A 15,789-nucleotide genomic window follows, 5' to 3' on the forward strand; every position below is an offset into this window, starting at 1 on the left:
ACTCATCGGCCCTCCTTGAGGAAACCGCCCGATTCCGCGCCGGGGGCCTTAGGAACCAGCATCACCTGGCATGACTTCGACGATCGGACGCGTCCTGCGGGACCGCGACGCGGGCCTCTGTCTGGGCGCGGTGGTGGTCTCCGGCTTCGGGACCTCCGCGCTGTGGCTCGCCTCCGGGATCTGGGTGAAGGAGCTGGCCGGCTCCGACGGACTCGCCGCGCTCTGCCAGCTGGCCCTGTGGGCCCCCACCCTCGTCGGCCCGCTGCTCGGCACGCTCGCCGACCGCACGCGCCGCAAACCCCTCCTGGTGGGCGTCAACCTCGCGCTCGGCGCGCTGCTCCTGTCCCTGTTCGCCGTGGACTCCGCCGGACGGCTGTGGGTCCTCTTCGCCGTCCTCCTGGTGTACGGGGCGTGCGGCGTCGTCACGGACGCGGCGGAGGCCGCCCTGGTCCCGACGGCCGTCGGCAAGGAGCTGCTCGGCGACTTCAACGGCCTGCGGATGTCCGCGAACGAGGGCATGAAGCTGGTGGCGCCGCTCGCCGGGGCGGGCCTGTTCGCCGCGTACGGGGGCGCCCGGGTGGCGCTCCTGGACGCCGTCACGTTCGTACTCGCCGCGGGCATGTACGCGCTGCTGCGGGTGCGGGAGGCCGCCCCGGTGCGGGAGCGCGCCACCCTGCGGGCCCGCACCGCCGAGGGCGCCCGGTATCTGTGGGGGCACGAACGGCTGCGGCCCCTGGTGGTGGCGGGCGGCCTGACGATGCTGACGTCGGGGGTCAGTGGTGCGACGGTCTACGCGGTCGTGGAGGGGCTCGGCCACTCGCCCGCGTACACCGGAGTGCTGTACTTCGTTCAGGGCGCCGGCTCCGTGGCGGTGGGCGTGGCGTCGGGGGCGCTGATGCGGCGCTTGGGTGCGTGGCGGTTCGGCGGGGCGGGCATCGCGCTGACCGGTGTGGCGGCGGCCCTGACCGCGCTGCCGGGCGACGCGGCGGTCCTCGCGGGGAGTCTCGCGAACGGTATCGGCCTGCCCTGCGTGCTGATCGCGGGTCTGACGGCGGTGCAGCGCGAGACGCCGGACGCGCTGCTGGGGCGGGCGGCGGCGACCGCCAACACGCTGATGTTCACGCCGACCGCGCTCGGCATCGCGGCGGGCGCGGCCCTCGTGGAGTCCGTGGACGTCCGCGTCCTGCTCCCGGTGCTCGCGGGGGCGCGGCTGCTGATCGCCGCGCCCCTGCTCTTCGGCGCCCGGGGGCGGGTTACTTCACGTCGGCCCAGCGCTTGATGGTGGCGACGGCCTCCGCCTGTTCGGCGGCGGGCAGCTTGGCGATCGACGCGCCGTGGTTGGCGCCCGGCACCACATAGCGGTAGGAGTCGCGGTGGCTCGGGGTGAACCGCTCGGCGCTCCACGGGTCGTTCTGGCCGTAGACGAACATCATGCGCTGTCCACGGGTCTTCACCCAGCGGTCGACGTCGGCGATGGTCCTGTTGTTGTAGGTGCCCCGCATGGCGGCGGGCAGCACCGAGTTGGGCTGGTAGAGGTCCGGGTGGTGGCGGACGCCCTTGAGGTGCTTGAACGTCAGGTCGGCCCAGCCGAGTTGGGTGGCCGCCTGGCGGTAGTAGGGGCCGGAGCCGTTGGTGCCGAGGTCCTCGTCGCGGTAGACGCTCAGGCCGTGCTTCTTCGACCAGTCGTAGAGCTGGTCGTCCGTGGCCTGCTGCGCGTCGGGCACGGTCGGGCAGTCGGCGGCGGTGCCGGACTGCCAGAAGTTCCACACCTGGTCGAGGACCGCGAACTCGTAGGCGCGGTCGGTGGTGCCGAGGGTCTCCTCGAAGGTGTCGCCGTTGGCCTTGGCGTCCGCTTCGAACTTGGGGAGCAGCGTGTCGCGGCGTACGAGCATCTCGCGCTGCACGGCGTTGAGCGCGTCCCGGCACTCCTTGGTGCCGACCGTCTCGAAGAAGCGCTCGTAGCCGCTGTCGTCTCGGTTGTTCGCGTCGTTGGGCGCGACGAACGCGACGACCGCGTCGAGGTCGTCGGGGTAGAAGCGCTCGTGGTACGTCGCCGTCATGCCGCCCTTGCTGGCGCCGGTGCCCAGCCACTTGCCCTTCTCGATGGTGCGCAGGGCCCGGGTGAGGCGGTGCTCGTCGGCGGCTTCCTGCTGGACGGTCAGCTTGGTCCAGTCGTCGCCCGCGGGGCCGGTGGGCCGGGACGGCCCGAAGTAGCGGTGTTCGACGCTGACTTGGTTGGCGCCGATGAGGCGGGTGAGGGAGGCGGTGCCGCCGGGGAGGGTGTAGCCGCCGGTGTAGAGCACGGTCGGCTTGTCCGTGGACTTGTGCCAGAGCGTGGCGCGCTGCGTGAAGGTGGCGCCGCGGGGCTTCGCGTGGTCGACGGGCTGGACGTACGTCAGCGTGTAGAGGGGGTGGCCCTCCTTGTCCGCGACGGAGACGACCTTCATGCCCGGTATCTTCTCCAGGCGTGCGCGGACGGTGTCGGCCGTATCGCCCTGGCGGGCCGCCGCGGTGGCGTCCGCGGCGGCGGGCGCCGCGCCGCCGAGCACCGCGGCACCCGCCATCAGTCCCGCGCAGACCAGCGCGGATATCGCTTTGTTGCGCACCTTGTCTCCCTCTGTCCCCTGGCACCTGTCCCTGGCGCAGGCGGCGGTTGTGGTGCGCGGATCGTAGCGGCGATCACTTCGGGCGCGACAGGGTCCGTACGCCGTGCGGCAGGCCGGTCACTCCTGGCCCGACAGAGCCCGCGCCACATGCGCGAGGTCCGCGTCCGAGGCCAACCCCGCGTGGTACAGCCGCAGTTCCGTGGCGCCCAGCTCCGCCGCCCGGGCCGCGTCGGCGGCGAGGGTCGCTGGGCTGCCGCCCATGCCGCCGACCACGGTGAGGTTGGCGGCCAGCACGGTCGCGTCCCGCGCGTGTGCGACGAACGGGGCCAGGACCCCCGCCCCGCCCGTACACGGCACGACCACGCCGTCGGCCACGCCGAGAATGCGCCCCGGGTCGACGCCCGCGTTCGCGCCGCAGTGGTACGCGACCGGGTCCGCGTGCAGCAGCACCTGGAAGCCGGGCGGGGCCGCCGCGCGGACGGCGCCGATCGCGGCCTCCTGGAGTGTGCGGGCCGTTTCCTCGCGCCACGCGCGCGTGGCCGTCGCGCGCTCGACGCCGAGGAGCCTCTCGACGGCCGCCCAGCCCGTGTCCTGCGCCCGGCCGCGCCAGAGCGGCTCCAGGGCGTCGCGGACGGCCGCCGCGAGGCCGTCGGGCTCCAGGCCCGCGCCGGCGTACCCCTGGCGGCAGGAGGCGCAGAAGCAGAGCGACATCAGGTACTGGCCCGCCTCGCCGAGGGCGACGCCCGAGGTCTTGTCGTGGGCGTGCAGATGCGCGAGGCCGTACCAGCCGCACGACTCCAGTTCGGTGCCGTCGGCGTCGGGGCGTACGGCGGCCTCCGCGGCGAGGTCGACGAGGTACGCGCGCGTGGCGGGCTGCGCGATGCACGGCGCCCAGGGGTAGCGGTCCCCGTAGGCGTTGACGACGGAGGTCGCCGGGTGCTCCTCGCCCAGGCGGGAGTTGTGGGCGAGGACGACCCAGCTGTGCACGTCGAGCCCGGCGGCCCGCAACGCCCGCGCGGCCTCTCCGTAGGCGTCGCCGGGCGCCCAGTCCCCGGCGGCGTACGGCCGGGGCTCGCGGCCCTGCCACCGCTCGCCCGGCGGGTAGAGCACGGCGGCGTGCGCGGCGGTGACGATCCGGTGGCGCGGGTGGCGGGGGGTCAGCGCGCGCGTGGAGTGGTAGGCGGCGGCGAGGGTGACCTGCCGGACGCCGAGGGCGGCGATGCGGGCGGGCGCCTCGGGGTCGCCGACGACGTCCCAGGGGTAGAGGAACGCGGCGGCCTTCACGCGCCCGCCCCGGGGTGCGCGCCGCCGACCAGTTCCCGCCCGCGTTCGACGAGTTCGGCGAGCCGCTTGACGTGCTCGGCGGCCGGTTCGTGCAGCGGCGGGCGCACCGGGCCGACGTCGAGGCCGCCGAGCCGTACGCCCGCCTTGACGAGGGAGACGGCGTAGCCGCGGCCGAGGGAGCGCAGCTCCACGAAGGGCCGGTAGAAGCCGTCCAGGAGGCTGTTCACGGTGGCATCGCCCTCCGGGGTCCCGGCGTTGAACGCCCGGTGGAAGGCGAGCGCGATGTCGGGCGCGAAGCAGAAGACGGCCGACGAGTACAGGCGCACGCCGATGCCGCGGTAGGCGAGGCCGGTCAGCTCGGCGGTCGGCAGGCCGTTGAAGTACAGGAAGTCGCCCGGCACTTCGACGCGCACCGCGCTGACGGTGCGCTGCATCAGGTCCATGTCACCGAGGCCGTCCTTGAAACCAATGACACCCTCGGCGCGGGCGAGCGCGACGACCGTCTCGGGGGTGAAGACGGCGTTGTCGCGCTGGTAGACGATGACGTCCAGGGAGGTGGCGGCGGCGAGTTCGGTGTAGTGCCGGAGCAGCCCCTCCTGTCCGGCGACGACGAGGTAGGGCGGCATGGCGAGCAGCCCGTCGGCGCCCGCCTCCTCGGCCAGGCGCGCGTACCGCACGGCGAGCGCGGTGCCGTACCCGGCGCCGGCCACGACGGGCACCCGGCCCGCCACCTCCTCGACGGCCGCGGCGACGCACTCCTGGAACTCCTCCGGGGTCAGGGCATGGAACTCGCCCGTGCCGCAGCAGGCGAAGACGGCCGCGGCGCCCGCCTCGACGCCGCCGCGCACATGGGCGCGGAAGGCCCCCAGGTCGACGGAGCCGTCCGGTCCGAACGCGGTGACCGGGAAGAACAACGGCCCGCTGGGGACGCGGAGTCGGGAAGCGAGAGGGGCTGACGTCACGGACTCTCCCTAAGCGTGCACGTTTCTGATCCATGTCCATATCCCTGAACATCGCCACGCTAAGGCGCGCCCGCAGGCCCGGTCAAGCGGCCGAACGGCCCACGCGGGAGCGGATATATCGGCCGGACCTATCGCCTCCGCGAGGCACTCGACGACCCTTGACGAGGCCCGACCCGATCCCTAGGTTGTCTACGGATGTGAACTCCGTACGTCCATGCATACGGCCGCCCGAGGAGACCCCGCATGCCCGCTCCCCGCACCGTCCTGCTCACCGGCGCCGCAGGCGGCCTCGGCACGCTGATGCGCGGGCTCCTGCCGGCCCACGGCCATGAACTGCGCCTGCTCGACATGCGCCCCGTCGAGGGCGAGCCGGACGCGATCGTCGCCGACCTCGCGGACCGCGAGGCGCTGCGCGAGGCCGTGCGCGGGGTCGACGCGGTCCTCCATCTCGCGGGCATCTCGCTGGAGTCCACCTTCGACAAGATCCTCAAGGCCAACATCGAAGGCACGTACCACCTCTACGAGGCGGCCCGCGAGGAAGGCGTGCGGCGGATCGTCTTCGCCTCCTCCAACCACGCGGTGGGGTTCACGCCCCGGCCGCGCGGCGACGACCCGCTGATCCCGGTCGGCACCCCGCACCGCCCCGACACCTTCTACGGCCTGTCGAAGTCCTTCGGCGAGGATCTCGCGCAGTTCTACTGGGACAAGTACGGCATGGAGACCGTCTCGGTCCGCATCGGCTCCTGCTTCCCCGAGCCGTCGAACGTACGGATGCTGTCGGTCTGGATGAGCCCCGCCGACGGCGCGCGGCTCTTCCACGCGGCCCTCACCGCGCAGGACGTCGGGCACACCGTCGTCTACGGCTCGTCCGCCAACACCCGCCTGTGGTGGGACCTCTCCTCGGCCCGCGCGCTCGGCTACGACCCCCAGGACGACTCCGAGCGGTACGCGGCCACACTCATCGCCGAGCAGGGCGAACTCGACCCCGACAACCCCGACCACGCCCACCTGGGCGGCCACTTCTGCACCCGCCCGCCGGTGTGGCCGCACTGACCCGCCGCCCCGCTCCGGGCGGCGAACGGGCGGCGCGCACCCCCGAAACGGGCACGACCGCCGCCCGCGCCACAGGCCACCGCGCCGCCAAGCGGGCACAAACGGGCGGCATCGTGTCCGCTGCGCACCTGGTCACCCCCTTGCCCGCGCTGTAGAACTTCCCCACAGGCCCGAACGGGCACGCCCCGGCCAGGGGCTTCGGACAAGGGCTTCGGCCAGGGGAAGAAGGTGGCGTCGATGACCGCGGAGGAACGTCAGCGGCGGATCGTCGACGCGGCCCGCCACTGCGGCTCCGTCGACGTGACGGCGCTCGCCGCCCAGCTCGGCGTCGCGAAGGAGACCGTCCGCCGCGACCTGCGCGCCCTGGAGGACCACGGCCTGGTCCGCCGCACCCACGGCGGCGCCTACCCCGTGGAGAGCGCGGGCTTCGAGACCACCCTCGCCTTCCGCACCACCATGCACGTGCCGGAGAAGCGGCGCGTGGCCGCCGCCGCGGCCGAGCTGCTCGGCGACGCCGAGACCGTCTTCGTCGACGAGGGGTTCACGCCCCAGCTGACCGCCGAGGCGCTGCCCGGCGCGGCGGCCGGGCGCCCGCTGACCGTGGTCACCGCCTCGCTCGCCACCGCGGGCGTCCTCGCGGAGGCCGGGAACGTCACCGTGCTGCTGCTCGGCGGGCGGGTGCGTCCGGGCACGCTCGCCACCGTCGACCACTGGACGACCAAGATGCTGGCCGGGTTCGTCATCGACCTGGCGTACATCGGCGCCAACGGCATCTCCCGCGAGCACGGCCTGACCACCCCGGACCCGGCCGTCAGCGAGGTGAAGGCGCAGGCCATCAGGGCATCGCGGCGCACCGTCTTCCTCGGCGTGCACACCAAGTTCGGCGCGACGAGCTTCTGCCGGTTCGCGGGCGTGCCCGACCTGGACGTGATCGTCACCAGCAGCCGCCTGCCCGCCTCGGAGGCGCACCGCTACTCCCTCCTCGGCCCTCAGGTCATCCGCGCCTGACGGCTCCCCACCGCGCACCACCCACCGCCCCCGCGCACCCCGGTGCGTCCGGAACATCCGCAATCGTCCCCCTCCACATCCAGGAGCACTTCATGCGAACCCCGAGCCGACGGAGGCCGCGCGCGCTCGCCGCGGCCGCCGCAGGGACGCTGCTCGCCCCGCTGCTCACCGGCTGCTGGGCCGGTGCGGGCGGGACCGGTTCCGGCGACTCCCTGAACGTCCTCATGGTGAACAACCCGCAGATGCTGCAGCTGCGCAAGCTCACCGCCGCCCACTTCACCGAGGAGACGGGCATCAAGGTGAACTTCACCGTCCTGCCCGAGAACGACGTCCGCGACAAGATCAGCCAGGACTTCGCCAACCAGGCGGGCCAGTACGACGTCGCGACGCTCAGCAACTACGAGATACCGATCTACGCCAGGAACGGCTGGCTGCACGAGGTCGGCTCGTACGCGCGCAAGGACACCGCGTACGACGAGAAGGACATCCTGCCGCCCATGCGCCAGTCCCTCACCGGGGAGGACGGCAAGCTCTACGGACAACCCTTCTACGGAGAGTCGTCCTTCCTGATGTACCGCAAGGACGTCTTCAAGAAGGCGGGCCTGACCATGCCCGAGCGCCCCACCTGGCCGCAGGTGGCGAAGCTCGCCGCCCGGGTGGACGGCGCGGAGCCGGGGATGAAGGGCATCTGCCTGCGCGGCCTGCCCGGCTGGGGCGAGGTGATGGCGCCGCTGACGACCGTGGTGAACACCTTCGGGGGCACGTGGTTCGACAAGGACTGGACGGCGCGCCTGGAGGCCCCCGAGTTCGAAAAGGCAACTCGCTTCTACGTAGACCTCGTGCGCGAACACGGCCAGTCCGGTGCCGCCCAGTCCGGTTACGCGGAGTGCCTCAACAACCTCACCCAGGGCAAGACGGCCATGTGGTACGACGCGACGGCCGCCGCCGGTTCCCTGGAGTCCGCCACGTCCCCGGTCAAGGGCAAGATCGGCTATGTGCCCGCCCCGGTGGTGCGGACGGAGAACTCCGGGTGGCTCTACACCTGGGCCTGGGGCATGCAGAAGACCTCCCGGAACCCGGACAAGGCCTGGAAGTTCATCTCCTGGGCCTCCGGCAAGGAGTACGAGAGGCTCGTCGGCGAGAAGGCCGGCTGGTCGAACGTCCCCGCGGGCAAGCGCGCCTCGACCTACGCGAACCCCGCCTACCGCAAGGAAGCCGCCGCCTTCCAGGACGTCACCCGCGCCGCCATCGAGGGCGCAAGGCCCCGCGACCCGGGCGTGCAGCCCCGGCCCGCGCCCGGCATCCAGTTCGTCGGCATCCCCGAGTTCACCGACCTCGGCACCAAGGTCTCCCAGGAGATCAGCGCGGCCATCGCCGGACGCCAGTCCGTCACCACGGCCCTGGAGAAGTCCCAGCGGCTCGCCGAGAAGATCTCCGAGGAGTACGAGGGACGATGACCGCCACCGCCCCCAGCACCGCCCCCGTCGGCCACGCGCGCGTGCCCGCCGCCAAGGCACCCGCAACCTCCGGCCGGCTGCGCGCCTGGGCCACCAGGGCGCCGCTGCTGCCCGCCCTGATCTTCATGATCACCGTGACCCAGCTGCCGTTCGTGGCCACGCTGGTGATCTCCTTCTTCGACTGGAACGCCCTCTACCCCGACGCCCGCCGCTTCACCTGGTTCGCCAACTACTCGGAGGTCCTCAGCGACCCCGACCTGCGCGCGTCGGTCCTGACCACGATCCTGCTCACGGCCTCCGTCGTCCTGACGAGCCTGGTCCTCGGACTCGTCCTCGCGCTGCTCCTCGACCGGCGGTTCAAGGGGCGCGGGATCGTGCGCACGCTCCTGATCGCACCGTTCCTGCTGGTGCCGGTGGCCGCCGCGCTGCTGTGGAAGCACGTGCTCTACAACCCCGAGTACGGCCTCTTCAACGGCCTCCTGCGCTGGATCGGCGGGGACGGCGCGGCCCAGCCCGACTGGATCTCCAACGCCCCGCTGCCGGCCGTCGCGGCCTCCCTGGTGTGGCAGTGGACGCCCTTCATGATGCTGATCCTACTCGCGGGGCTGCAGAGCCGTGACCCACAGCTGATCGAGGCGGCCCGCATGGACGGCGCCGGGGACTGGCAGGTCTTCCGCCACCTGACCCTGCCGCACCTGCGCCGCTACCTCGAACTGGGCGCGCTGCTCGGCTCGATCTACATCGTGCAGAACTTCGACGCCGTCTTCACGCTCACGTCGGGCGGCCTCGGCACGGCGAACCTGCCCTACACCGTCTACCAGAGCTTCTACCAGGCGCACGAGAACGGCCTGGCCTCCGCGGCCGGCGTGCTCGTCGTCATCGGCTCGCTCGTCATCGCGACCTTCGCGCTGCGGGTCGTGTCGTCCCTGTTCCGTGAGGAGGCCTCCCGCGCATGAGCGACGTACGCGCCAAAGGCGCCAAGGGTGCCGGTCTCGGTCTGGCCGCCTGGCTCGCCGGCATCCTGTTCTTCCTGCCCATCGCCTGGATGACGCTGACCTCCTTCCACTCGGAGGAGGACGCCGCCACCAACCCGCCCTCGCTCGCCGCCTCCCTCACCCTCGACGGCTACCGCGAGTTCTTCGGCGCGGGCGGCGGCGCGAGCCCCTGGCCCCCGCTCGTCAACTCGACCGTGGCCTCGCTCGTCTCGACCCTGTGCGTGCTGGTGCTGGCCCTGCCCGCCGCGTACGCGCTGTCCATCAGGCCGGTGAGGAAGTGGACGGACGTGCTCTTCTTCTTCCTGTCCACGAAGATGCTGCCGGTGGTGGCGGGCCTGCTCCCGCTCTACCTCTTCGCCAGGAACACCGGCCTGCTGGACAACATCTGGCTGCTCGTCATCCTCTACACCTCGATGAACCTGCCGATCGCCGTGTGGATGATGCAGTCCTTCCTCGCCGAGGTGCCGAAGGCGGTCATCGAGGCCGCGCAGATCGACGGGGCGCGGCTGCCCACCGTCCTCGCGCGCGTGGTGGCGCCCATCGCGCTGCCGGGCATCGCCGCGACCTGCCTGATCTGCTTCATCTTCAGCTGGAACGAACTGCTCTTCGCGCGGGTGCTCACGGGCGTCGTCGCCCAGACCGCGCCCGTCTTCCTGACCGGCTTCATCACCAGCCAGGGCCTGTTCCTGGCGAAGGTGTGCGCCGCGTCGCTCGTGATCTCCCTGCCGGTGCTCGCCGCGGGGTTCGCCGCCCAGGACAAGCTGGTCCAGGGCCTGTCGTTGGGAGCCGTGAAATGAAGGCCGCGATCGTCGAGTCGGTGGGCAAGGTCGTCGTCGGTGAGGTGCCCGACCCGACGCCGGGGCCCCGCGAGGTCGTCGTGGAGGTCGCCGCGTGCGGCCTGTGCGGCACCGACCTGCACATCCGCCAGGGCGAGTTCGCGCCGACGCTGCCGGTGGTGCCCGGCCACGAGTTCGCCGGCACCGTCGTCGCCCTCGGCCGTGACGTGCGCGAACTGGCGACCGGTGACCGGGTCGCCGTGGACCCCTCGCTGCACTGCCACGAGTGCCGCTACTGCCGGGCCGGGCGGGGCAACCTGTGCGAGCGGTGGGCCGCCATCGGGGTGACGACGGCGGGCGGCGCCGCCCAGTACGCCGTGGCGCCCGCCGCGAACTGCGTACGCCTGCCCGATCACGTACGCACTCAGGACGCGGCCCTCATCGAGCCGCTGTCCTGCGCGGTGCGCGGCTACGACGTGCTGCGCTCGCGGCTCGGCGCGCATGTGCTGATCTACGGCTCCGGGACGATGGGCCTGATGATGCTGGAGCTGGCCAAGCGGACCGGCGCGGCGAGCGTCGACGTGGTCGACCTCAACCCCCAGCGGCTGGCGACGGCGCGGCGGCTCGGTGTCTCGGCGTCGGCGGCCGGCGCCGACGAACTGGACCGGCCGGGCGGCTGGGACGTCGTGATCGACGCGACGGGCAACGCGGCCGCCATCCAGGACGGCCTGGACCGGGTCGCCAAGGCGGGCACGTTCCTCCAGTTCGGCGTCGCCGACTACGCCACGCGCGTCACGATCGATCCGTACCGCGTCTACAACCAGGAGATCACCATCACCGGTTCGATGGCCGTCCTGCACAGCTATGAGCGGGCGGCCGAGCTGTTCGCGGCGGGGGTGCTCGACCCGGAGGTGTTCATCAGCGACCGGCTGCCGCTGGACGACTACCCGCGGGCCCTGGACCAGTTCGCCTCGGGGGTGGGCCGCAAGATCGTCGTCGTGCCGTGAACCGGTCCGCGGCGCACGGGTGACGCCGGAAAAACCTCGGGCAGGTAAGGGAACGGCAAAGCGGGGCCGTTCGTTACCCCTGGCATGACAGCTATGACCCCCGGCTCGAACATCCCCCTGACCGCCGCCCGCGTGGCGGTGGACGTCGCCGCTCCGGTGCGGCTCGACGTATCGGGCCTGCTGCTCACCGCCGACGGCAAGGTGCGCTCCGACGACGACTTCATCTTCTTCAACCAGCCCTCGGGGCCCGGTGTGACGTATCAGTCGGGCGGTGGCACGACCCCCGACAAGATCACCGTGGACACGACCGCCGTGCCGGCCGGCATCGAGAAGATCGTCGTGACCGCGAGCCCGGACGCGGCGGGCCAGAGCTTCCAGGGCATCGAGCCCACCGCCACCATCCGTGACGCGGACACCGGCTCCGTGCTCGCCACGTTCACCCCGCCGCAGCTCGGCACCGAGACGGCCCTGGTGATCGTCGAGATCTATCTGCGCAACGGCGCGTGGAAGGCCCGCGCGGTCGGCCAGGGGTATGCGAACGGCCTCGCGGGCATCGCCACGGACTTCGGCGTCTCGGTCGAGGAGCCCGCCCCGGCCCCGGCCGCCGCGCCTGCGGCGCCCGCCGCCCCGATGGCTCCCCCGGTGGGGCAGCCGGTCCAGGGCCCGCCCCCGCCGGTCGCCGACCCGCGCCAGGCCGCGCCCGCCGCTCCCCCGGCCCCCGCCGCGCCCGCCCCCGCCGCGCCCGCCCCCGGCGCCGGGAAGATCAACCTGGACAAGGGCCGGGTCAGCCTCCAGAAGAACCAGACGGTGTCCCTGGTCAAGGGCGGCAAGCCGCTGCTCTCCCAGGTCAAGATGGGCCTCGGCTGGGAGCCCGCGTTCCGCGGCAAGGACATCGACCTGGACGCCTCCGTCATCGCCTACGGCCCGAACCGCAACCACGTCGACAGCTGCTATTTCGGCAAGCTCTCGATCGTGAACGGCGCGATCAAGCACTCCGGCGACAACCTCACGGGCGAGGGCGGCGGTGACGACGAGGTGATCGTCGTCGACCTCGGCCGTCTCCCCCAGGACGTCACGGGCCTGGTCTTCACGGTGAACTCCTTCTCCGGCCAGAAGTTCACGGAGGTCGCCAAGGCGTACTGCCGCCTGATGGACGCGGCGAGCGGCGAGGAGCTGGTCCGCTTCGACCTGACCAACGCCGAGGCGCAGACCGGCGTCATGATGGCCAAGCTGATCAAGCAGTTCAGCGGCGAGTGGGAGATGACCGGCATGGGCCAGTTCGTCAAGTCGCGCACGGTGCGCGGCATGGTGAAGCCCGCGGCCCAGGCGCTGTAGGCGCGGACAGGTGAGGGGCGGCGGGCCGCGTGTCGCGGCCCGCCGCCCCTCACGTGCGTCGGTTCAGGTCTTCGGAGTCGTCAGAGCTTGGCCAGCTTCGGGTAGGGGCTCAGGAACCGCCCCTGACGGCCCGCGAAGTCGATGACGACCGCGTCCTCTCCCTCGACGCCGACGATCCTCCCGAGGCCGTACTGGTCGTGGGAGACCCGGTCGCCCACGGCGAACTGCTCTACGGGTGGAGCGGGCGGAGCGGGCACGTTGAAGGGACTGTTCGGCAGGTGGCGGCGCGAGCCGGCGGGCCTCGTCATATTCGAAGTATGCGCCCCCGGACGCCCGACGCACCATGCTCCGAGCTCACACCGCCCTCACATCGGTATGGAACAGACACACAAGTTCCGCCGCGGACGGCCGCCAGAAGGGGCCGAAGCACCTCGAATGGGGCACCCACTGACGGTCCGTACCCCCTCGGCGACACCGTGTCGTCGCGGTTCGGGCCGACGAGGCCGCGGGCAGGCTTCCCATGGCGCCTGCGCGGTGCCGAAGATCACGCCCTGCCTCTTCACTCGTACGAGGCAGCCGCCGCCGAGGCCGCCCCGGCCCGCCGGGGCGCCGGGGCGCCGGGGCGCCGGGGCGCCGGTGGCCGCAACCGTACGATGCCTCCCACGCGTCGCAGAGACCGACAGACAGGCCGGAAGATCGTCCCGGCACCGAAAGGGTCCCGCCGGGGCCCGCTGGAAGGAGCACCCGTGGACGTCGGCGGGTACCGGATCGTTTCGCTGCTCGCCGAGAGCCGCTTGGGCCGTGTCCACCTCGCGCGGTCCGCGTCCGGGCGGCCGGTCGTCGTCCGGACGGTCCCCGCGCGTCTCGCGGCCGACCAGGCGTTCCGTGAGCGCTTCCGGCGCGAGGCGGCCGCGGGGCGCGCCGTGACCGGCCGGTACGCGGCCGCCGTGCTCGACGCCGGCCCGGACGCGGAGGAGCCCTGGGTGGCGATCGAGTTCTGCGCCGGTCCCGGCCTCCCCGAAGCGGTGGCCACCCACGGGCCGCTAGACGACGCCGAGCTGGGCGCGCTGGGCGCGGCGCTCGCCGAGGCCCTCGCGGGCGTGCACGCGGCGGGCGTTCCGCACCGTGACGTCAAGCCGTCGAACGTCGTCGTCACCCGTGACGGGCCGAAGCTTCTCGGCTTCGGCGTCGCGAAGCCCGTGTCCGCCGAGAGCCGCGCGGCGGACGGCCGGGCCCTCGGCTCGCCCGGCTTCGTCGCCCCCGAGCTGCTGGCGGGCGATGCCCGGCCCTGTCCCGCCGCCGATGTCTTCGCGCTCGGCGCGGTCCTCGCGGTGGCGGCGACCGGACGCGGCCCGTTCGGTTCGGGGCGCGGGCCCGAGGTCCTCTCCCGCACGCTGCACGAGGAACCGGACCTGCTCGGCGTGCCGGGCGCCGCCTGGCCCTGGTTCATCGGCCGCTGCCTGACCCGCGACCCGGCACAGCGCCCGTCGGTCGCGGAGACGCTGGCCTGGTGCGCGGGCCGGGCGGTCACGCCGCCGTGGTGGGAGACGGAGCCGGTCGCCGACCTGATCCGCGTACAGGAGGAGGAGGTCGCGGAGCTGCTGGCGTGGGCGGCGGAGGGCGCGGAGGCCACCGACACCGGTGATCCGTACGCCGCGGCGGCCGGCCTCGGCATCCTCGGCGCCCTCGGCACCGCCCAGCGGGAGCAGCCGACCGTTCCCGCCGCCGCCCCGAGGGACCCCCGTATCCCCTGGCGGTGACCACGGGCCGGTCAGCGGCGCTGGCGCCGCCACGGGCCGGTGATCGCCAGCAGGATGCCGGGCGACTGGATGCTCGCGTAGAGCGTCCGGCCGTCGGGCGAGAAGGTGACGCCCGCGAACTCGCTGTACTGCGGGTCGTCCGCTGTACCGATGTTGAGTTCGTTGCGCGCGATGGGGTACGTACGGCCGCGCTCCGTCGCGCCGAACAGGTGCTGGACGCCGTCGCCGTCCTCCGCGACGACCAGGCCGCCGTACGGCGACACGGTGATGTTGTCGGGGCCGTCCAGGGCGCCGCCCCGGTCCGGGTCGGGGTTGACGCCGAGCAGGACCTTCAGGGTGAGGGTGCGGCGGCCGGGGTGGTAGAACCACACCTGTCCGTCGTGCTGGGCGGGGCTCTCGGCGCGGGCGTAGGAGGACACGATGTAGACGCCGCCGTCGCCCCACCACATGCCTTCGAGTTTGCGGGCGCGCGTGATGTCGCCGTCGTCGAACTGTTGGCGCACCGGCACCGTCCGCGCGTCGCGGTCGGGCACCTCCACCCAGTCCACGCCGTACACCGTGCCGATCTTGGTGGCGCGGGACAGGTCGTCGACGAAGCGGCCGCCGGAGTCGAAGCACTTGGGCGCCTTCAGGACGCCCGCGTCGTCGGCGAGGGTGCGCAGCCTGCCGCGACCGTGTTCGAAGCCGGGCGGCGGGGTCCAGCGGTAGAGGAGGCCGTTGGGCTTGGCGGCGTCCTCGGTGAGGTAGAGGTGGCCGCGCCTCGGGTCGACGACGACGGCCTCATGGGCGTAGCGGCCCAGCGCCTTGATGGGGTGGGGGGCGCGGTTGGCCCGGCGGTCCAGGGGGTCGACCTCGAAGACGTAGCCGTGGTCCTTGGTCATGCCGTTCTGGCCGGCCTTGTCCTCGGTCTCCTCGCAGGTCAGCCAGGTGCCCCAGGGGGTGCTGCCACCGGCACAGTTGGTGGCGGTGCCCGCGATGCCGACCCACTCGGCGACGTGGCCGTCGCGGCGGACCTCGACGACGGTGCAGCCGCCGGACGCGGCCGGGTCGTAGACGAGTCCCTCGGTGAGCGGGACGGGGTGCTTCCACTTGGTGCGGGGGCCGCTCAGTTCGTGGTTGTTGACGAGCAGGGTGGTCCCGCGCGGGCCCGCGAAGGCGGCGGTGCCGTCGTGGTTGGACGGGGTGTACTCGCCGCTCTCCAGCCTCGTCTTCCCGCTGTGGGTCAGGACGCGGTACGAGAACCCGGCGGGCAGGGCCAGCAGGCCCTTCGGGTCGGGGACCAGTGGGCCGTAGCCGGGAGCGTGGTGTCCGTGGCCCCGCGCGTCGGTGCCCGGGCCCGCCTCGATGTCGTCGGTCTCCGTGGCGGCCAGCGCGCCGGGCGCGGTGGCGAGCGCGCCGACGCTGCCCGCCAGGGCGATCCCCGCCCCGGAGATCGCGGAGCGTCTGGTGAAGTCCCTGCGGGTGAGCGACATGGTGTCTCCTGAGGCGCGAAGGCGGATACGTACGACCGGGCTGCCGTCGGCGAAACCGTCCCGCCCCCGCCTGA

At 72.9% G+C, this 15,789-nt stretch carries 14 protein-coding genes; 9 read left to right on the forward strand and 5 right to left on the reverse strand.

Annotated features, from left to right (window positions below; genetic code table 11):
- Positions 1-70: 70 nt before the first annotated feature.
- Positions 71-1,279, forward strand: coding sequence for an MFS transporter (locus J2N69_RS07805; protein ID WP_230900083.1), 1,209 nt, complete (start codon positions 71-73; stop codon positions 1,277-1,279).
- Here the strand turns inward: J2N69_RS07805 and J2N69_RS07810 are convergent.
- The 3 genes from J2N69_RS07810 to J2N69_RS07820 all read right to left on the reverse strand — a co-directional run bounded on the left by J2N69_RS07810 (position 1,254) and on the right by J2N69_RS07820 (position 4,852).
- Positions 1,254-2,606: a S28 family serine protease gene (locus J2N69_RS07810; protein WP_230900084.1), complete on the reverse strand. Its 1,353-nt coding sequence runs from the start codon at positions 2,604-2,606 to the stop codon at positions 1,254-1,256. The two genes, J2N69_RS07805 and J2N69_RS07810, sit on opposite strands and share 26 nt — an antisense overlap.
- Positions 2,607-2,723: 117 nt before the next feature.
- On the reverse strand, positions 2,724-3,890 hold the full coding sequence (locus tag J2N69_RS07815) for a hypothetical protein (protein ID WP_230900085.1): 1,167 nt from the start codon (positions 3,888-3,890) through the stop codon (positions 2,724-2,726).
- A complete protein-coding gene (locus J2N69_RS07820; RefSeq protein ID WP_230900086.1) occupies positions 3,887-4,852 on the reverse strand; it encodes a 5-dehydro-4-deoxyglucarate dehydratase in 966 nt (321 codons plus the stop codon). Before J2N69_RS07820 ends, J2N69_RS07815 begins: the two co-directional genes overlap by 4 nt.
- 243 nt (positions 4,853-5,095) lie before the next feature.
- On the opposite strand from J2N69_RS07820, the gene J2N69_RS07825 reads away from it, so the two are divergent.
- The 7 genes from J2N69_RS07825 to J2N69_RS07855 all read left to right on the forward strand — a co-directional run bounded on the left by J2N69_RS07825 (position 5,096) and on the right by J2N69_RS07855 (position 12,483).
- Positions 5,096-5,905 (forward strand): NAD-dependent epimerase/dehydratase family protein, encoded by an 810-nt coding sequence (locus J2N69_RS07825; RefSeq protein ID WP_230900087.1) that lies wholly within the window; start codon positions 5,096-5,098, stop codon positions 5,903-5,905.
- A 237-nt stretch (positions 5,906-6,142) separates the two neighbouring features.
- A complete protein-coding gene (locus tag J2N69_RS07830; RefSeq protein WP_230900088.1) occupies positions 6,143-6,913 on the forward strand; it encodes a DeoR/GlpR family DNA-binding transcription regulator in 771 nt (256 codons plus the stop codon).
- A gap of 92 nt (positions 6,914-7,005) precedes the next feature.
- The gene (locus J2N69_RS07835; RefSeq protein ID WP_230900089.1) at positions 7,006-8,370 is read left to right on the forward strand and encodes an ABC transporter substrate-binding protein; all 1,365 of its coding nucleotides are present in this window, start codon (positions 7,006-7,008) and stop codon (positions 8,368-8,370) included.
- The gene (locus J2N69_RS07840) at positions 8,367-9,326 is read left to right on the forward strand and encodes a carbohydrate ABC transporter permease (protein ID WP_230900090.1); all 960 of its coding nucleotides are present in this window, start codon (positions 8,367-8,369) and stop codon (positions 9,324-9,326) included. Before J2N69_RS07835 ends, J2N69_RS07840 begins: the two co-directional genes overlap by 4 nt.
- Positions 9,323-10,162: a carbohydrate ABC transporter permease gene (locus tag J2N69_RS07845; protein WP_230900091.1), complete on the forward strand. Its 840-nt coding sequence runs from the start codon at positions 9,323-9,325 to the stop codon at positions 10,160-10,162. The genes J2N69_RS07840 and J2N69_RS07845 overlap by 4 nt, the downstream gene beginning before the upstream one ends.
- Positions 10,159-11,148 carry a zinc-dependent alcohol dehydrogenase family protein gene (locus tag J2N69_RS07850; protein WP_230900092.1) on the forward strand — a complete coding sequence of 330 codons (990 nt, stop codon included), beginning with the start codon at positions 10,159-10,161 and terminating at the stop codon, positions 11,146-11,148. Before J2N69_RS07845 ends, J2N69_RS07850 begins: the two co-directional genes overlap by 4 nt.
- A 93-nt stretch (positions 11,149-11,241) precedes the next feature.
- Positions 11,242-12,483 carry a TerD family protein gene (locus tag J2N69_RS07855; protein ID WP_230904628.1) on the forward strand — a complete coding sequence of 414 codons (1,242 nt, stop codon included), beginning with the start codon at positions 11,242-11,244 and terminating at the stop codon, positions 12,481-12,483.
- Positions 12,484-12,563: 80 nt separating this feature from the next.
- On the opposite strand, the gene J2N69_RS07860 is transcribed toward J2N69_RS07855, so the two are convergent.
- Entirely contained in the window at positions 12,564-12,791 is a 228-nt protein-coding gene (locus J2N69_RS07860) for a CarD family transcriptional regulator (protein ID WP_030784272.1), read from the reverse strand.
- Positions 12,792-13,229: 438 nt separating this feature from the next.
- Here J2N69_RS07860 and J2N69_RS07865 point away from each other — a divergent pair, with 438 nt between their 5' ends.
- Positions 13,230-14,243 (forward strand): serine/threonine-protein kinase, encoded by a 1,014-nt coding sequence (locus tag J2N69_RS07865; RefSeq protein WP_230900093.1) that lies wholly within the window; start codon positions 13,230-13,232, stop codon positions 14,241-14,243.
- Between the two features lie 11 nt (positions 14,244-14,254).
- Here J2N69_RS07865 and J2N69_RS07870 read toward each other — a convergent pair whose 3' ends face one another.
- Positions 14,255-15,715, reverse strand: a complete 1,461-nt coding sequence (locus tag J2N69_RS07870; RefSeq protein ID WP_230900094.1) for an alkaline phosphatase PhoX — start codon at positions 15,713-15,715, stop codon at positions 14,255-14,257.
- Between the last annotated feature and the right edge of the window lie 74 nt (positions 15,716-15,789).

The organism is Streptomyces huasconensis, assembly GCF_021028635.1.
GTDB classification, from domain to species: domain Bacteria; phylum Actinomycetota; class Actinomycetes; order Streptomycetales; family Streptomycetaceae; genus Streptomyces; species Streptomyces huasconensis.